This is a genomic window from Sphingomonas sp. Leaf17 (assembly GCF_001421505.1).
Classification (GTDB): domain Bacteria; phylum Pseudomonadota; class Alphaproteobacteria; order Sphingomonadales; family Sphingomonadaceae; genus Sphingomonas.
Genome location: NZ_LMKL01000001.1, coordinates 264,840 through 282,062, shown reverse-complemented (window position 1 = coordinate 282,062; position 17,223 = coordinate 264,840). Strand labels below are relative to the sequence as shown.

Annotated in this window: 18 protein-coding genes; 9 read left to right on the top strand and 9 right to left on the bottom strand. The window is 66.7% G+C overall.

Features of this window, described 5'->3' with window-relative positions:
* Positions 1-103: 103 nt before the first annotated feature.
* From ASE75_RS01365 to rimP, 3 genes are read right to left on the bottom strand one after another with little or no spacing between them, the layout of a single operon-like run.
* Positions 104-340, bottom strand: coding sequence for a tautomerase family protein (locus ASE75_RS01365; RefSeq protein WP_055927698.1), 237 nt, complete (start codon positions 338-340; stop codon positions 104-106).
* Positions 340-2,040, bottom strand: coding sequence for a transcription termination factor NusA (nusA, locus tag ASE75_RS01360; RefSeq protein WP_055927695.1), 1,701 nt, complete (start codon positions 2,038-2,040; stop codon positions 340-342). The genes ASE75_RS01365 and nusA overlap by 1 nt, the downstream gene beginning before the upstream one ends.
* Complete coding sequence (gene rimP / locus ASE75_RS01355; protein ID WP_055927692.1) at positions 2,040-2,636, bottom strand: ribosome maturation protein RimP; 597 nt, start codon at positions 2,634-2,636, stop codon at positions 2,040-2,042. Before rimP ends, nusA begins: the two co-directional genes overlap by 1 nt.
* A gap of 171 nt (positions 2,637-2,807) precedes the next feature.
* Here rimP and ASE75_RS01350 point away from each other — a divergent pair, with 171 nt between their 5' ends.
* The 4 genes from ASE75_RS01350 (at position 2,808) to ASE75_RS01335 (ending at position 7,667) form a co-directional block, all read left to right on the top strand.
* Positions 2,808-3,935 (top strand): PQQ-dependent sugar dehydrogenase, encoded by a 1,128-nt coding sequence (locus ASE75_RS01350; protein ID WP_055929184.1) that lies wholly within the window; start codon positions 2,808-2,810, stop codon positions 3,933-3,935.
* Between the two features lie 167 nt (positions 3,936-4,102).
* On the top strand, positions 4,103-5,827 hold the full coding sequence (argS, locus tag ASE75_RS01345; RefSeq protein WP_055927686.1) for an arginine--tRNA ligase: 1,725 nt from the start codon (positions 4,103-4,105) through the stop codon (positions 5,825-5,827).
* A complete protein-coding gene (locus ASE75_RS01340; RefSeq protein ID WP_055927683.1) occupies positions 5,827-6,558 on the top strand; it encodes an SPOR domain-containing protein in 732 nt (243 codons plus the stop codon). The genes argS and ASE75_RS01340 overlap by 1 nt, the downstream gene beginning before the upstream one ends.
* Positions 6,559-6,665: 107 nt before the next feature.
* Positions 6,666-7,667 carry a glycoside hydrolase family 3 N-terminal domain-containing protein gene (locus tag ASE75_RS01335; RefSeq protein WP_055927680.1) on the top strand — a complete coding sequence of 334 codons (1,002 nt, stop codon included), beginning with the start codon at positions 6,666-6,668 and terminating at the stop codon, positions 7,665-7,667.
* A 109-nt stretch (positions 7,668-7,776) separates the two neighbouring features.
* On the opposite strand, the gene ASE75_RS01330 is transcribed toward ASE75_RS01335, so the two are convergent.
* Complete coding sequence (locus ASE75_RS01330) at positions 7,777-8,160, bottom strand: PaaI family thioesterase (RefSeq protein WP_055927677.1); 384 nt, start codon at positions 8,158-8,160, stop codon at positions 7,777-7,779.
* Complete coding sequence (locus ASE75_RS01325; RefSeq protein ID WP_055927673.1) at positions 8,157-8,582, bottom strand: PaaI family thioesterase; 426 nt, start codon at positions 8,580-8,582, stop codon at positions 8,157-8,159. Before ASE75_RS01325 ends, ASE75_RS01330 begins: the two co-directional genes overlap by 4 nt.
* Positions 8,583-8,672: 90 nt before the next feature.
* Here ASE75_RS01325 and ASE75_RS01320 point away from each other — a divergent pair, with 90 nt between their 5' ends.
* Positions 8,673-9,467, top strand: a complete 795-nt coding sequence (locus ASE75_RS01320; protein WP_235512463.1) for a crotonase/enoyl-CoA hydratase family protein — start codon at positions 8,673-8,675, stop codon at positions 9,465-9,467.
* An 11-nt stretch (positions 9,468-9,478) separates the two neighbouring features.
* On the opposite strand, the gene ASE75_RS01315 is transcribed toward ASE75_RS01320, so the two are convergent.
* The 3 genes from ASE75_RS01315 to ASE75_RS01305 form a co-directional block, all read right to left on the bottom strand.
* Positions 9,479-9,913, bottom strand: coding sequence for an acyl-CoA thioesterase (locus tag ASE75_RS01315; RefSeq protein WP_055927670.1), 435 nt, complete (start codon positions 9,911-9,913; stop codon positions 9,479-9,481).
* Between the two features lie 3 nt (positions 9,914-9,916).
* On the bottom strand, positions 9,917-11,086 hold the full coding sequence (locus tag ASE75_RS01310; RefSeq protein WP_055929178.1) for an acetyl-CoA C-acetyltransferase: 1,170 nt from the start codon (positions 11,084-11,086) through the stop codon (positions 9,917-9,919).
* Between the two features lie 383 nt (positions 11,087-11,469).
* Positions 11,470-12,900 carry a DEAD/DEAH box helicase gene (locus ASE75_RS01305; RefSeq protein WP_055927667.1) on the bottom strand — a complete coding sequence of 477 codons (1,431 nt, stop codon included), beginning with the start codon at positions 12,898-12,900 and terminating at the stop codon, positions 11,470-11,472.
* A gap of 254 nt (positions 12,901-13,154) precedes the next feature.
* Here ASE75_RS01305 and ASE75_RS01300 point away from each other — a divergent pair, with 254 nt between their 5' ends.
* Positions 13,155-13,715, top strand: a complete 561-nt coding sequence (locus ASE75_RS01300; protein WP_156340041.1) for a hypothetical protein — start codon at positions 13,155-13,157, stop codon at positions 13,713-13,715.
* A gap of 119 nt (positions 13,716-13,834) precedes the next feature.
* Here the strand turns inward: ASE75_RS01300 and ASE75_RS01295 are convergent, their stop codons facing one another.
* Positions 13,835-15,097, bottom strand: a complete 1,263-nt coding sequence (locus ASE75_RS01295) for a NupC/NupG family nucleoside CNT transporter (RefSeq protein WP_055927661.1) — start codon at positions 15,095-15,097, stop codon at positions 13,835-13,837.
* A gap of 148 nt (positions 15,098-15,245) precedes the next feature.
* Here ASE75_RS01295 and ASE75_RS01290 point away from each other — a divergent pair, with 148 nt between their 5' ends.
* The 3 genes from ASE75_RS01290 to ASE75_RS01280 all read left to right on the top strand — a co-directional run bounded on the left by ASE75_RS01290 (position 15,246) and on the right by ASE75_RS01280 (position 17,212).
* Positions 15,246-15,884: a queuosine precursor transporter gene (locus ASE75_RS01290; protein WP_055927659.1), complete on the top strand. Its 639-nt coding sequence runs from the start codon at positions 15,246-15,248 to the stop codon at positions 15,882-15,884.
* A 46-nt stretch (positions 15,885-15,930) separates the two neighbouring features.
* Positions 15,931-16,830 carry an acetylglutamate kinase gene (argB, locus tag ASE75_RS01285; protein ID WP_055927656.1) on the top strand — a complete coding sequence of 300 codons (900 nt, stop codon included), beginning with the start codon at positions 15,931-15,933 and terminating at the stop codon, positions 16,828-16,830.
* Positions 16,831-16,909: 79 nt separating this feature from the next.
* Complete coding sequence (locus ASE75_RS01280; RefSeq protein WP_055927653.1) at positions 16,910-17,212, top strand: YggT family protein; 303 nt, start codon at positions 16,910-16,912, stop codon at positions 17,210-17,212.
* Positions 17,213-17,223 lie beyond the last annotated feature (11 nt).

Below are 17,223 nucleotides of genomic sequence, written 5' to 3'. Positions count from 1 at the left end.
ATCGGCAACGGCGTCCGTGTCGGTATCCGCGCCGGCGGCGGCAGCGGGGAAGGCGCCACGCCGGCCCTTCGCACGCTGCGAAGGGAGGGTCAGTCCGCGCGAATCATCGTGGGAGTTCCGCATGCGCGTCCTCCCGTGGATTGGCGTCGGCGGCATCACGATCCGCGATCAACTGACCGCCGGCTCCGTAATTCTCGGTCGAGACTTCCTCGATCACGATCTGGACGGCGGCCGGGTTCTTGCCCAGCCGCTCGACCAGCGACCGCGTCACATCCGCGACGAGGCCGGCCTTCTGCTCCTTCGTGGCGGAGCCGGCCATGCGGATGCTGACGAACGGCATCAGGCGGTCTTGTCGTTCTGCTCGGTCGATGCCTTTGCCGCATCGTCCTGCACGGCTTCGTCAGCCTCAGCCTCAGCCTCAGCCTCAGCCTCAGCCTCAGCCTCGTCCCCGGTCTCTGCTGCCGGAGCCTCGTCCTCGAACCAGTGCGCGCGGGCGGCCATGATGATCTCGTTGCCCTGCTCGTCGCTCAGGCCATACTCCGCGAGAATCCCGCCCTTCGGTTCGGCCCGCTTCGGTGCGTCCTCATTGCGGCGACGCGGCTCGGCGCGCTTCTTCTCGACCAGCTCGTCGGTGGCCAGATCGGCCAGATCGTCGAGCGTCTTGATGCCCGCCTTGCCCAGCGTGACCAGCATTGCCTCGGTCAGATAGGGCAGCTCGGCCAGCGCATCCTCGACGCCAAGCGCAACGCGCTCGTCGCGGTTGGTCGCTTCGCGGCGGTCCAGCGCCTCGGTCGCACGGTTCTGCAACTCGGCGGCCAGATCCTCGTCGAAGCCCTCGATCGACGCGATCTCATCGACCTCGACATAGGCGACTTCCTCCAGGCTGCCGAAGCCTTCGGCGACCAGCAGTTGCGCGAGCGTCTCGTCGACGTCGAGTTCGTTCTGGAACAGCTCGGAGTTGGTGACGAACTCCTTCTGGCGCTTTTCGGAGGCATCGGCTTCGGTCAGGATGTCAATCGCGCTGCCGGTCAGCTGGCTGGCGAGACGGACGTTCTGCCCACGGCGACCGATGGCAAGGCTGAGCTGATCGTCGGGCACGACGACCTCGATCCGGTCTTCTTCCTCGTCGATCACGACGCGGCTGACGCTGGCCGGCTGCAACGCATTGACCACGAAGGTCGCGGTGTCGGGCGACCAGGGGATGATGTCGATCTTCTCGCCCTGCATTTCCTGCACGACGGCCTGGACGCGGCTGCCCTTCATGCCGACGCAGGCACCGACCGGGTCGATGCTCGAATCATGGCTGATGACGCCGATCTTGGCGCGGCTGCCCGGATCGCGCGCGGCGGCCTTGATCTCGATGATGCCGTCATAGATTTCGGGCACTTCCTGCGCGAACAGCTTCTTCATGAAGTCGGGATGCGCGCGGCTCAGGAAAATCTGCGGCCCGCGATTCTCGCGGCGGACGTTCAGGATCAGCGAGCGGATGCGGTCGTTGACGCGCACCACTTCGCGCGGAATCTGCGCGTCGCGGCGGATGACGCCCTCGGCGCGGCCAAGGTCGACCACGACGTGGCCGAACTCGACGCGCTTGACGACACCGGTGATGATCTCGCCCATCCGGTCCTTGAACTCTTCGTACTGGCGCTCGCGCTCGGCGTCGCGGACCTTCTGGAAGATGACCTGCTTGGCGGCCTGTGCGGCGATGCGGCCGAATTCGATCGGGGGCAGCGGATCGACGATATAATCGCCCAGCGTCGCGCCCTTCTGCAGCTTCTGCGCCTGCGCGACGTCGACCTGCTTGAAATAGTCATCGACGGCCTCGACCACCTCGACCACGCGCCACAGGCGAAGGTCGCCAGTCTGCGGGTCCAGCTTGGCGCGGATGTCGTTTTCGGCACCGTAACGCTGGCGCGCGGCGCGCTGGATCGCGTCCTCCATCGCCTCGATGACGATGGCCTTGTCGATCATCTTTTCCGAGGCGACCGCATTTGCGATCGCGATCAGTTCCGCACGGTTCGCGGTGACTGCCGTGGCCATCAATCCTGTCCTTCTTCGCTGGTGTCCGCGCCGTGCGTTTCCGCGTCCGGCGCGTCGTCGTCCTGATAGAATAGCTCGTCCGCGCCTTCGGTGGAAAGCGGCGCGGTCGCGGCGATGAGGCGATCGGTCATCACCAGCTTGGCATCAGCCACCTGGTCATAGTCGATCGTCATCATCTTGTGCCTGTTCACGTCGATGGTGATCTTCGTGCCTTCGACACCGACGATATCGCCCGAAATCTGCTTGCGATCCTCAAACGGCGCGACCAGCCGGATACGCGCCTCCTGTCCGGCCCAGTCGGCAAAGTCCTGCAACCGGGTCAGCGGGCGGTCGATGCCGGGGCTGGACACTTCAAGGCGATATGCCTCGGCGATCGGGTCCTTGCCCTCGGCCTCCAGCGCGTCGAACTTGTCGGAGATTCGGCGCGACAGCTCGGCGCAATCCTCGATCACCAGCTGGCGCGTGTCGGGGCGCTCGGCCATGACCTGCAGCGTCGGGTCGGACTTGCCGCCCTGCATCCGCACACGCACGAGGGAGAGGCCCAAAGCCGTGGCTTCGGGTTCGATCAACGCGGTCAACAGGGCGATATCCGCCATCACGGCTCCATGCACGGGAGGTCTGCGCCGCGGGGCGAACCCCGCAGCCTCTTCATCTGACGATGTAGAGAAAGCCCGGCCGCTATACGCCGGGTGACGGGCTTTCGCAAGCGCGGCAACCTTGCGGCCGTTCGCAGCGTTTTCATGGTCGATTTCCGGGAGAGACTTCACATGATTCGCCGCACCCTGTTCGCCGTCACCCTGCTCGCCTCCGCCGCCTGTTCGGCACAACCGCAGGGCGCGGGCCCGAAGACCGCCGCCAAGCCCTTCACCGTGACCGAGATTGCCGACTTCGACTCACCCTGGGCGATGACCCCGTGGGAGATGTACATGCTCGTCACCGAGAAGAAGGGCGCAATGAAGCTGGTGCCGTTCGAGGACGGACGAATCATCGACGTCACCGGCGTGCCGGCGGTCGACAGCGAGGGGCAGGGCGGACTGATGGACGTGGTCGTCCCGCCGGATGCCGCCAACCTGTCGGGCATGCTGTATTTCAGCTATTCGGAGGCCGGGGCCGGCGGCAAGGGCGTGGTCCTTGCCCGCGCGAAGCTGGTCGAGGACGGCACGACCGCCAGGCTGGAGAATGTCCAGACCCTGTGGCGCGCGCCCAAGGTGCCGGGCAACGGCCATTATTCCGGCCGCATCGCCTTTTCGCCGGACGGCCGATACCTGTTCTTCACCGCCGGCGAACGCCAGAAGTTCACGCCCGCGCAGGATCCCAAACTGCCGCTCGGCAAGGTGCTGCGCCTGACCCTCGACGGCAAGCCGGCACCGGGCAATCCGCTCGCCGCCAGGGGGTTCCTGCCCGAAATCTGGTCCTATGGTCATCGCAACCTGCTCGGGATCGCCTTCGATGCGAAGGGCAATCTGTGGGAACAGGAAATGGGACCAAAGGGCGGCGACGAGGTCAATCTGATCCTGCCCGGCCGCAACTATGGCTGGCCCAACGCCTCGAACGGCTCACACTATGACGGTCGCGACATCCCCGATCACAAGGCCGGAGACGGGTATGAAGCGCCGAAGGTGTCGTGGAACCCGGTCATCTCCCCGGCCGGGCTGATGATCTATTCGGGGGCGATGTTCCCGCAGTGGCGCGGCGATGCCTTCATTGGCGGCTTGTCGTCGAAATCCCTGGTCCGCGTCGACCTGAACGGCACCAGCGCGGCCAAAGGCGACCAGTGGGACATGGGCGCGCGTATCCGCGAGGTCGAGCAGGGGCCGGACGGCGCGATCTGGTTGCTGGAGGATGGCGGCGAGTCGCAGGGGCGGCTGCTGAAGCTGACGGCGGCGAAGAAATAATGCCCTACCCGTCGCCCGCGCGCGCGTCCCGCTTCTTCGACGTATTCGATACAGAAGAAGCGGGACCATCGCCTGCGCGAGGATGACGGCGGATGAAACGGCCCAAGGTTGGCCTCCCTTTTCCGACCTGCTAGGGGCCGCCGATCATTCGCGAAGGCCCGTTCCCCATGACGCTCTACTCCCGTTTCACCGCGCACATCGACGCGGCGCTCGATGCACTGGTCGCCGCCGGCACCTTGCCCGCCGATCTGAACCGCGCGAACGTGACCGTGGAGCCGCCGCGCGATGCCACGCACGGCGATCTGGCGACCAATGCGGCAATGGTGCTGGCCAAGCCCGCCGGCACCAATCCGCGCGCGCTGGCCGCCGCGCTGGCCGCCGAACTGGAGAAGATCGACGAGGTCGCCGGCGTCGCCGTCGCGGGACCGGGCTTCATCAACATGACGCTGACGTCCGACAGCTGGAAGGGCGAGTTGCGCGCGATCCATGAGGGCGGCGCGGATTATGGCCGCTCGACGCGCGGGGCCGGCAACACGGTCAACATCGAATATGTCTCGGCCAATCCCACCGGGCCGATGCACATGGGCCATTGCCGCGGCGCGGTCGTCGGCGATGCGCTGGCCGCGCTGCTCGAATGGGCCGGGCACAACGTCATCCGCGAATATTACGTCAACGACGCGGGCGGCCAGGTCGATGTCCTCGCCCGCTCGGTCCACCTGCGTTACCGCGAGGCGCTCGGCGAGACCGTGACGATTCCCGAGGGCCTGTATCCCGGCGATTATCTGGTGCAGATCGGCCAGGATCTCGGCACGGAATATGGCGATCGCTACGTCGCCGCACCCGAGGGCGAATGGCTGGTCCTGTTCCGCACCCGCGCGGTCGCGGCGATGATGGACATGATCCGCGCCGATCTCGCGCTGCTGGGCATCCGCCACGACGTCTTCTCGTCGGAGGCCGAGCTGCAGGCCGCCGGCAAGCCCGAGGAGGCCGAGGCGACGCTGCGCGCGCGCGACCTGATCTATGACGGCGTGCTGGAAGCGCCGAAGGGCGAGACGCCCGACGACTGGGAACCGGTCGAGTTGCCGCTGTTCCGCTCGACGCAGTTCGGCGACGATCAGGACCGGCCGATCAAGAAGTCGAACGGCAGCTGGACCTATTTCGGCGCGGACATGGCGTATCACTACCAGAAGGCACAGACCGCCGATGCACTGATCGATATCTGGGGTGCGGACCATGCCGGCACCGTCAAGCGCATCGTCGCCTCGGTCGCGGCGCTGACCAGCGGTGCGGTCAAGCTGGACGTGAAGCTGGTGCAGATGGTCCGCCTGCTGCGCGGTGGCGAGCCGGTGAAGATGTCCAAGCGCGCGGGCAATTTCGTGACGCTGGCCGATGTCGTGAACGAGGTCGGCAAGGACGTCGTGCGCTTCACGATGCTGACCCGCCGGTCCGATGCGCAGATGGATTTCGACTTCGCCAAGGTGGTCGAGGCGTCGAAGGACAATCCCGTCTTCTACGTCCAGTATGCCCATGCCCGGATCCAGTCGCTCCACCGCCGCGCGGCCGAGGCGGGAATCGCGGGCGGTTCGGCCGACCTGTCCCGGCTTGAGACGGACGAGCTGGCACTGGTGAAGCTGGCCGCGCAGTTCCCGCGCATCGTCGAGACGGCGGCGACCGCCCGCGAACCGCACCGGATCGCCTTCTATCTCTATGACTTGGCGGCCGAGTTCCACGCGGCGTGGAATGTCGGCAACGATCGCCCGGACCGGCGTTTCCTGGTCGTGGACGATGCGGAGGCGACGCGCGCACGGCTTTTCCTCGCCGCCGCAATCGGGCAAGTAATTCGTAACGGCTTGTCCATTATGGGGGTCGAAGCGGTTTCGGAGATGAAATGATGGCGGCCGACGAGATGGACCTGCGCGACGAGGACCGTCTGCCCTGGCTGGAAACGGTCGAACCGGACGAGCCCGAGCCGAGCAACACCGGCCGCACCATCGCGCTGGTGGTGCTGGGTCTGGGCGTGCTGGCGGCGGTGCTGTTCGGCGTGTTCACGATGCTGCATCGTAGCCCGACCGGTGGCGACGGCACGCTGATCGCCGCGCAGGAGGGCGACTACAAGGTTCGCCCGAACGATCCCGGCGGGCTGAAGGTCAATGGCGAGGGCGATGCCGCCGTCGCGACCAGCGCCGGCGCGGGGGCCGGCAACGGCAATGTCGACCTGAAGGCCGTGCCCGAGGCACCGGTAGCCGGTCGCCGTGCCGCAACGCCGGCCGCGCAGACCGGTCCGGGCGGTCGCAACGCGGTGTCGCAGGTTCCGGCATCCGGCGGGCGGCTGGTCGCCGCCCCACCGATGGGCGCACCGCGCAGTGCAGTCCCCGGCGCGAATGCGGGTGGCGCGCTGATCCAGCTTGGTGCGTATCCGAGCGAAGCGGTCGCCAACGCATCCTGGGGCAATTTCTCCAAGCGGTTCGGCTATCTGTCCGCGCTGGGCAAGACGGTCGAGCCGGTCGAGCGCAACGGCAAGACGCTGTACCGGCTGCGCGTGAACGCGGGCAGCGCCGGACAGGCGGCTGACCTGTGCGGTCGCCTGCGCGTGGCGGGCGAGAGCTGCTTCGTCACGAGCTGAACCTGCCCACCGTCATTGCGAGCGCAGGCGAAGCAATGACGAGGGTCGGCGGGGGATCCCGATAACGATGGTTCCCCCCGACCGCGCGCTTCGCTAACCCTGCGTCCATGAAACCCGTTATCTTCGGCCTGTCCGGCCCGACCCTGACCGCCGACGAGGCCGCCTTCTTCACCGACAGCGCGCCGGCGGGCTTCATCCTGTTCCGCCGCAATATCGAAACGCGCGCGCAGGTGCGTGCGCTGACCGATTCGCTTCGCGACCTGACCGGGCGGGATGATTTGCCGATCCTGATCGATCAGGAGGGCGGGCGGGTCGCGCGGATGGCCCCGCCCGAATGGCCGGCGTTTCCCGCCGGGCCCGCGTTCGATGCGCTGTACGAGATCGCGCCGATGTCGGCGATCCAGGCCGCGCGCGCCAATGCGGAAGGACTCGGGCTGATACTGCACGAAGTCGGCATCACCGTCGACTGCCTGCCGCTGCTCGACGTGGTGCAACCCGACACGACCGAGGCGATCAGTTGCCGCGCCTATGGTCGCGACCCGATGCGCGTGGCGGCGCTCGGCCGGGCCACGCTGGAGGGGCTGGCGGCCGGCGGGGTCGTCGGTGTCGTCAAGCACATGCCCGGCCATGGTCGCGCGATCGTTGATTCGCACCATCTGCTGCCGACCGTCACCGCATCCGATGCGGACCTCGCGATCGACCTCGAACCGTTCCAGTCGCTGCGGGGCGCGCCGATGGCGATGACGTCGCACATCGTCTATCAGGCGTGGGACGCCGAGCGTCCGGCCACGCTGTCGCCGACCGTCATCGCCGAGATCATCCGTGGCCGCATCGGCTTCGACGGCCTGCTGATGACCGACGATATCGACATGAAGGCGCTGTCGGGGACGGCGGGCGAAAAGGCGGCAGGCGCTATCGCCGCCGGTTGTGACGTGGTGCTCGATTGCTGGGCGCGGATGGACGAGATGGTCGAGATCGCCGGGCGGCTGGACGACATCGCGGCGATATCGCTGGCGCGGCTCGATCGGGCGATGGCGACGCTGGTGCCGCCGCAGGGCGACTTCGCGGCCCTGATCGCCAAGCGGGATTCACTACTCGCGCTGGCGTGAGGTCTGCCAACCAAGACCGTCATTGCGAGCGTCGCGAAGCAATCCAGAGCGTCTAGCCCGTGGCTCTGGATTGCTTCGCTGCGCTCGCAATGACGGGTCTTATTGTCCGCTACCCCCGCACCAGCAGATAGTTCATCCGCGCCGCCGCGATCGGCCTGGACCGGTCGTCCTGCCACGCCACCGCCTCGACATTGGCGACGCGTGTGCCGAGGCGGGTGACGATGCCCGCCGCCCGCGTGGGCTTGTCGCGACCGCCGCGCATGAAGTCGATGGTGACGTTGACCGGCTTGATCCGTCCACCGCCCTCGACCGCCAGCGCCTGTTGCAACGCGGCGATGGCGGCGACTTCCAGCAGTCCGGCGATCGCACCGCCGTGCAGAAAGCCGGGGCGACCGATGACCGCATCGTCGAACGGCATCACCAGCACCGGAGCCTCATCGCCCGGTTCGACCGCCAGACCCAGCAGCGCGGCATAAGGCGGCAGCGTGGTCATGGTTGCGCCTCGATCGACATGAAGGTGCCGGCGACATGCGCCAGCGGATCGGACGGATCGCCGTCATGCGCCTGACCCCGAACGAACGCGATGGCGCGGGTGATCCGGTAACATTCGCCGTGGCCGATCACCGTCCTGCCCGGCGTGGCGGGGCGCAGATAATCGACGCGCAGGTCCAGCGTCGCCTGCGGCACGAACATCCCGCGCTTGTGCCAGACCGCCAGACTGGTCGCCATGTCCATCATCGTCACGATCGGACCGGACGCGATGACACCTGTTTCGGGATCGCCGATCTGCTCTGTGCTGTAGGGCAGGGCCAGTTCGACCCAGTCGTCGCCATGCGCGTGATAGGTCAGCCCCAGCCGGCCACCATGTCCTGCCAGCTTGGAATTGAGGAACCGTTGGATATCGAACGTGAACATGCGGACAAGGCTCTACACGCTCGCCGCGCGTGTGCAATTGCCCCCGGCTTGGCCCCGCGCTAGGTTTCGGATCGAAACGGGAGAGAGTGCATGACGGATCGCCTGACGGATCGCCTGACCCTGGCCGTCGATGGCGGCATTGCCGACGTCCGGCTGAACCGCGCGGACAAGATGAACGCGCTCGATCCGGCGATGTTCGACCAGATCGCGGGCATGATCGACCGGTTGGCGAGCATGGCCGGGGTTCGCGTCGTGGTGCTGTCGGGGGAGGGGCGGGCGTTCTGTGCCGGGTTGGACATGGCGTCGATGGCGGGCGGCGGGTCGGGCCTGTCGCTGGACACGCGCACGCATGGTCCGGCCAACGGGCCGCAACAGGTTGCCTGGGGCTGGCGCACGCTGCCGGTGCCGGTCATCTGCGCGGTGCACGGTGTCGCGTTTGGTGGCGGTTTCCAGATCATGTCGGGTGCGGATATCCGCATCGCGCACCCGGCGACCCGGTTTGCAATCCGCGAGACGCACTGGGGGCTGGTCCCCGACATGGCCGGCATCGCGCTGTGGCGCGGGCTGGCGCGTGACGACGTGTTGCGCGAACTGACCTATACCGCGCGTGAATTCGATGCGGCGGAGGCAGCGCAGCTTGGCTTCGTCACGCGGCTGGCCGACGACCCGCATGCCGCGGCCATGACGCTGGCGCACGACATCGCGGCGAAGAACCCAGACGCGATCCGGGGATCGAAGCGGTTGTTCAACCTGGCCGCCGACGCCGATGCCGCGACGATCCTGCGCGCCGAGTCCGACGAACAGCTGAAGGTCATCCGCACCGCCAACCAGATCGAACAGGTCCGCGCGAACATGGAAAAGCGTGCGGCGTCCTTTGTGGATTGAAATCGGCGCGCCTACCCGTCGGCGCGCGCCCTGAAGCCCTCCAGCGCCTCCCGGAAACCGTCGGGAAAGCGTGTCGCGCCGGTTTCCGCGCTCATTACCAGCACCACGTCGCAGGTGGCGATGGCGACGCCGTCCTGGAAGGCGGCGGACAGCAGGTGCCAGCTCCGCGTGCCGATCCGACCGATGCCGGTGGCGATCTCCACGTCGGCGGGGAACTGCCCCTCCGCAAGGTAATTGACGATCACCTGCGCGACCAGCCAGCGGTGATCGCGAAACGCCATCAGGCCCATCGCCCGGTTGAACCGCACCCGTCCGCTTTCAAACAGTGCGGCCATCGCCACGTTGTTGATGTGGCCCAGCGGATCGAGATCCTGGAACCGGGTCTGGATCGTGGTCGTGTAAGGGTAGGCGGCGGGGTCCAGCCGCCATGCTTCGGGGCGCGCCATCAATCAAAGCCGCTCGATGATGGTGACATTGGCGATCCCACCGCCCTCGCACATCGTCTGCAGGCCGTAACGCCCGCCGCGTTTGTGCAGTGCATGGACCAGGGTCGCCATCAGCTTCGTACCGCTCGCGCCCAGTGGATGGCCGAGCGCGATGGCCCCGCCATTGACGTTCATCCGCGCCGGATCCGCGCCGACATGCTGCGCCCAGGCAAGCGGAATTGGCGCGAACGCCTCGTTCACCTCGTACAGGTCGATATCGCCGATCGACAGGCCGGCGCGTTGCAGGGCGCGGTCGGTCGCGAACAATGGCTCCTCCAGCATGATGACCGGATCGCCGGCGGTGACGGTCAGCGTATGGATCCGCGCCATCGGGGTGAGGCCATGGACCTTCAACGCCGCTTCGCTGACGACCAGCACCGCGCTGGCCCCGTCGCAGATCTGGCTGGCATTGGCGGCGCTGATCCGGCCGCCCGCCTGCAACAGCCGCACCGATCCGATCGACTCTCGGGTGGCGTCGAAGCGGATCCCCTCGTCGCGGTCGTGCAGGACGATGCCGCCCGGCGTCTCGACCGGCAGCGCGACGATCTCACCGGCGAAGTCGCCGCAGGTCGTGGCCGCGGCGGCGCGACGGTGGCTTTCGAGCGCGTAGGCGTCGAGCCGGTCGCGCGTGAAACCGTATTTGTCGGCGATCATCTCCGCACCCAGAAACTGGCTGAACTGCACGCCGGGATAGCGCGCCTCCTGACGCGGCGATTTGGCATGGCCAAGACCGGCCTGCGCGAACAGCGCGGCGGTCGATCCCATCGGCACGCGGGTCATGGATTCCACCCCGGCGGCGATCACCACGTCCTGCGTGCCCGACATCACCGCCTGAGCGGCGAAGTGGATCGCCTGTTGCGAACTGCCGCACTGGCGGTCGATGCTGACGGCGGGAACGGATTGCGGCAGGTGGGAGGCGAGCACCGCGCCGCGTCCGATCTGGAAACCCTGTTCGCCCCCCTGGCTGACGCACCCCATGATGACGTCGTCGATCGCGGCCGGGTCGATCCCCGATCGGTCGACGACCGCATCGAGCATCGCGCCGGCCATGTCGGCCGGATGCCACCCCGCCAGCCGTCCGCCGCGCCGACCGCCGGCGGTCCGCACCGCTTCGACGATATAGGCCTGTGCCATGCCGTTCTCTCCGTTGCTTTTATTCTCGACGCCCACTGTCGCCGATAACCGCTTGGGCGGCAACCAACGCCAAGGATACCCGATTATCGAAAACACGGCGCGGCCGTCATTGCGAGCGTAGCGAAGCAATCCAGGGCGTCGTGATACGGCCCTGGATTGCTTCGCTACGCTCGCAATGACGGTAGTCTTATGGTGCTGTGCGCTTGTGCATGGTTGGAAGGCCGTCGAACCTGGCGTGGCCATCGGGATTCCACCAAATCGCGTGATTGCGATCGGGACCAAGACGCAAAAATCCCGCCACCAGCCTGCGAAGGTCGCAAGCCGATGGCGGGGAAATTGTCGCTCATCGCATGACGCTCCACCGGAATGGAGGCGTTGCGTGATTACCGGACGGTTGCGGAACCCGTGCCACGACCCTGGCCGCCACGACCGCCGCCGCTGCGACCACCGCCCTGGCCACCGCGACCGCCGCCTCCCTGGCCGCCACCGCTGCGACCGCCCTGGCCGCCGCCGCTTGCGCCGCCACGGCTGGCGCCGGCATAGTTACGGCCGTTGGTTGCCGTCGGGGCATGGGTCGCACGCGGACGCGGCGGACCACGCTCGGCGCGCGGACGGTCGATCCGTGCCTCGGGATCAGCGCCGATCGCCTTGACGCGGGTCGCCTTGATCGCGTTCGAATGCTGGTTGAAATCCTCCGGCAGCGGGCGGACGGTCACCTTCTGGCGCGTGATCTTCTCGATATCGCGCAGATACGCCTTCTCGTCATCGGCGCAGAACGCGACGGCGGTGCCGCTAGCGCCTGCACGCGCGGTGCGGCCGATGCGGTGGACATATTGCTCGGCGACGTTGGGCAATTCGAAGTTGATGACGTGGCTGACGCCCGACACGTCGATGCCGCGCGCGGCGATGTCGGTGGCGACGAGGATCTTGACCTTGCCGGCCTTGAACTCGCCCAGCGCCCGCTCGCGCTGGCCCTGACTCTTGTTGCCGTGGATCGCGTTGGACGCGATGCCGTTGCCGGCCAGCAGCTTCACGACGCGGTCCGCGCCATGCTTGGTGCGGGTGAAGACCAGCGCGCGGTCGATCGTGGGATCGCCCAGCGTGATCGTCAGCAGCGCCTGCTTTTCCGACTGGTTGACGAAGGTGACATACTGGTCGACGCGCTCGGCGGTGGTCGCGGCGGGCTTGACCGACACGGTCTGCGGATCGGTCAGGAACTGCGACGCGAGATCGCGGATCGACGTCGGCATGGTGGCCGAGAAGAACAGCGTCTGACGCTTGCGCGGGATCATCTTCACGATCTTGCGCAGCGCGTGGATGAAGCCGAGGTCCATCATCTGGTCGGCCTCGTCCAGCACCAGAATCTCGATCATCGACAGGTTGATATAGCCCTGCTCGACGCAATCGATCAGGCGGCCGGGGGTCGCGACGAGAATGTCGACGCCGCGGCTCATGTCCTGGCGATTCTTGTTGATGCTGGTGCCGCCGAACACGGTGGCGACCGACATCTTGGAAAACTTGCCATATTCACGAGCGCTGTCGGCGATCTGGCTGACGAGTTCACGCGTCGGGGCGAGGACGAGCATGCGGCAATGCGTCGGCAGGACGCGCTTTTCCTGCGCCGTCAGGCGCTGGATCGACGGCAGCACGAACGCCGCGGTCTTGCCGGTGCCGGTCTGCGCGATGCCGAGCAGGTCGCCGCCCTCAAGACAGATCGGAATGGCCTGCGCCTGGATCGGGGTGGGGCTGGTATAGCCCTTGGCTTCGAGCGCACGGACGAGCGGCTCGGCAAGGCCGAGATGGGAAAAGGACATAGGGAAGGGACTCACGAAAAATGCCCTGCCCGCGAGCCTAACGAGGCCGGCGAGGGGCGGGGAAGAATGACACCCCGCGTGATAGGGAAGTCCGTTGGATCTGACCGAGGCGGAGCCGGACCCCAAAGGGCCGATCACGCTGCAAGACGCCTCGATGGCCGCCATATGCATTTTGCATTGCGGTATGTCAAGATGGCGACAGGAACGCGGTGTTCGCGATACGGTATCCGGACAGGCTTTGCGGAGACAGGATGATGACGCGTTCGGGTTTGACCCTGAAAGTATTGATGGGAACGGCGATGGCGGTGTCGATGGTGGTCGCCGGCCCGGCCAGTGCGGCGGCACCGGTCACGCTGACCGGGCAGGCACGGATCGGCTTGACCACCATGCCGGCACGGTTCGCGGTCCAGTGCACCGCCTCTGGCCCCAACGCGACCGGCGCACTGGGCATCGCGCTGTCGGTGCCGGTCGGCGGCGACCAGCCCGGCGGGTTCGATTTCGATGCGTTCGAAGGGCCGACGGGCAGTCGCCGGGTGCTCACCACCCTGACCGTCGGCGGTGCGCGCCAGCGGTTCGCGGCCAGCGGTTCCTATGCGAACGCGCGTGTCTTCACGCTGGCCGTGTCGGCGGCGCGGACCGATGCGGCGGCGATGGCGAAGCTGGCCGGTGTCCTGCGCGCGACGAAGGCGGGGACGACGCTGATGTGGCAGCAGGAGAGCGCGACCGCCGGGCGGGTTGGCCTTTCGGCGCGGGTGGAACTCGGGCCGCTGGAGGCGCGCCGGCTCAGCACGGCGTTGAAGGGGTGTCTGGGCTAACTCTGATCCGTCATTGCGAGCGTAGCGAAGCAATCCAGAGCCAAGCCGTGACACCCTGGATTGTTTCGCTACGCTCGCAATGACGGACGAAAGCGGGCGGTGATTTCGCCCGACGACCTTTATCCGATCAGCAGTCCGGCAAGCGCGGCCGACATCAGGTTGGCCAGACTGCCGGCCAGCAACGCGCGGATGCCCAGCTTGGCGATCATCGGCCGCTGGTTGGGGGCAAGGCTGCCGGTGACCGCCATCTGGATCGCGATCGAGGAGAAGTTGGCGAAACCGCACAGAGCAAAGGTGACGACCGCGATGGTGCGCGGCGACAATTGCTGCGCCTGTTTCGCCAGGTCGATATAGGCGACGAATTCGTTCAGCACGATCTTTTCGCCGAACAGGCCGCCGGCGATTCCCGCCTCGTTCCACGGCACGTTCAGCAGGACCATGACCGGCTGGAATACATAGCCCAGGATCCGCTGGAAGCTGAGATCGGCCACCCCGAACCAGTTGCCGATACCGCCGAGCAGCCCGTTGGCGAGCGCGACCAGCGCGACAAAGGCCAGCACCATCGCCCCGACCGCGACCGCCAGCTTCACGCCGGTCTGCGCGCCCTGAGCCGCCGCCATGATGAGGTTGGCGGGCTTTTCCTCGTCATGGGTCGCATCGGCTAGCGCAATCGCCTCGTCCTCGCGCACATCGCCCAAGGGCAATTCACCCGGCGGCGGCACGATCGCGTCGGGCATGATGATCTTGGCCATCAGGATGCCGGCGGGCGCGGCCATGAAGCTGGCGGCGAGCAGATAGTCGATGCTGACCCCCATCGACGCATAGGCGGCCAGGATGGTGCCGGCGACGCCGGCCATGCCGCTGGTCATCACCGTGAACAGCTGCGGCGGGGTGAGGCCAGCCAGATAGGGGCGGATGACGAGCGGCGATTCGCTCTGCCCGACAAAGATGTTGGCGGCCGCGCACAGCGATTCGACCTTTGATACGCCGATCACCTTCTCGATGCCGCCGCCGACCCAGCGCACGACCAGTTGCATGATCCCAAGATAATAAAGGATCGACACCAGCGATGCGAAGAAGATGATGACCGGCAGCGCGGCGATGGCGAAGCTGTTGCCGCCGATCGCGGGCGAGGCGAGCGGGCCGAACAGGAACTCGGTCCCTTTCTGCGAATAGCCGAGCAGGTTCGATACCCCGCCCGACAACATGCCAAGCACGCGCTTGCCGGCGTCGGAATACAGCACCAGCACCGCGATCGCGACCTGCAAGCCGAAGGCCGCGCCGACGATCCGCAGCCGGATCGCGCGCCGGTTGGTCGACAACAGGACGGCCAGCCCCAGGATGACGGCGATGCCGGCGATGCCGATAAGGAACCTGGTCATGCGGAAACGTGTCTTTCGGCTTTTAAACTGAACCCGGCGCTGCCCCCCGGCAGTCGCCCAAGCGCGGCACCTTACACGCCGCCGCCGTCGCCGCCAGCGGTTTGACGCGGGTTTGACGTGGGGACGAAATCCGGTAGCACCTGCGCCGATGGACAAACCGCCGCTTGCGATCCCGCGTTCGCTCTTCGCCTTTTCGATCTTCTACGGCGGCATGGTCTGCATCGCCGGCGTGCTTGGCAACAAGCAGGTGTCGCTGGGACCGGTGGCGGTGGAGGCCGGGATCTTCGCGTTCCTGCTGCTGGTCGTCACGTCGAGCGCGGTGGCCGAGGTGCATGGGCGGACCACCGCCAACCGGCTGGTGCAGGTCGGTTTCGTGCCGCTGCTGGTGTCGCTGTTCCTGTCCTGGGTCGTCTGGGTGCTGCCGCCGTCGCCCGACATGATCCCGGCCAACCGCGATGCGATCCAGCTGGTGCTGGGGTCGACGTGGCGGATCTGGCTTGGCGGGATCGTCGCCTATGGCATCTCGCAGACGCTGAACGTCACGATCTTCGCGGCGTTAAAAGGCGGGGCGGAAGGGCGGCTGCTCTGGCTGCGCGCGGCGGTGGCGAGCATGCTGAGCCAGATCGTCGATACGCTGCTGTTCGTGACGATCGCCTTCTACGGCGAGTTTCCGATCGGTCCGCTGATCGTCGGGCAGATGATCGCGAAGGTCACGCTGTCGGCCTTGCTGGTGCCGCCGTTCATCTATCTGTTCGTCGCGATCAGCCGCCGGCTGGACCGGGCGTGAAGACGGGTCTTTCGCCCGTCACGCCGACACCCTAAAGGCCCGTCGCATGACCGACCACACACCCGACGCCGCCATGCTGGCCAAGGCCGAGACGCTGACCGAGGCGCTGCCCTATATGCAGCGTTATGCCGGCAAGACCTTCGTCGTGAAATATGGCGGCCACGCGATGGGCGACCCGGAGTTGCAGCGCGACTTCGCCGAGGATGTGGTGCTGCTGAAGGCGGTCGGGATCAACCCGGTCGTGGTGCATGGCGGCGGGCCGCAGATCGGGTCGATGCTGAAGCGGCTTGGCGTCGAATCGCGCTTTGTCGACGGGTTGCGCGTGACCGATGCGGAAACCGCGCGGATCGCCGAAATGGTGCTTGCCGGATCGATCAACAAGGAAATCGTCGGCTGGATCGGCCAGGCCGGTGGCCGTGCGGTCGGCATTTCGGGCAAGGACGCCGGGCTGGTGCAGGCCGAGAAGGTCGGCCGCAAGACGCCGGACCAGTTGCAGGGGATCGAGCGCCATGTCGACCTGGGTTTCGTCGGCGAACCCGTCGCGGTTGACCGGTCGATCATCGACACGCTGTCGGCGGCCGGGATCATCCCGGTCATCGCGCCGATCGCGATCGGCGCGGACGGCCATACCTACAACATCAACGCCGACACCATGGCCGGCGCGATCGCCGCCGAGATGCGGGCGTCGCGCTTTTTCCTGCTGACCGATGTCGCGGGCGTGCTCGACAAGCAGGGCGAATTGCTGACCGATCTCGATCCCGCTGCCATTGCCGAATTGCGCGCCGATGGCACGATCACCGGCGGCATGATCCCCAAGCTGGAGACGTGCGTCGCGGCGGTGGAGGCGGGCGTCGACGCGGCGGTCATCCTCGATGGACGCGTGCCGCACGCGATGCTGCTGGAAATCTTTACCCGTCAGGGTGCAGGAACGCTCGTCCGGCGTTGAGCCGCATTGCCGGTTCGGTATCGCGGCCCCATGTTGACCGCATACCACACCGCTTCCTTTCAGACTGGAGTCCCTCAGGTTGATTACGATCATCCAAATCCTGCAAGTGTTGCTGAACCTGGTCTGGTGGGTCGTCATCATCGACGTCGTGCTGTCGATCCTCATCAGCTTCAACGTTATCAACACGCAGAACAGCTTGGTCCGTACGATCTGGGAGGGTGTGGAGAAGCTCTGCCAGCCGCTGTACCGGCCGATTCGGCGCATCCTGCCGGACTTCGGCCAGATCGACTTTTCGCCGGCGGTCGTCCTGCTGCTGATCTCGCTGATCCAGATCGTCCTGAACAACGCGGCGCGCAGCATCCTTACCGGTACGCCGCTCTGATCGTCTGAGCC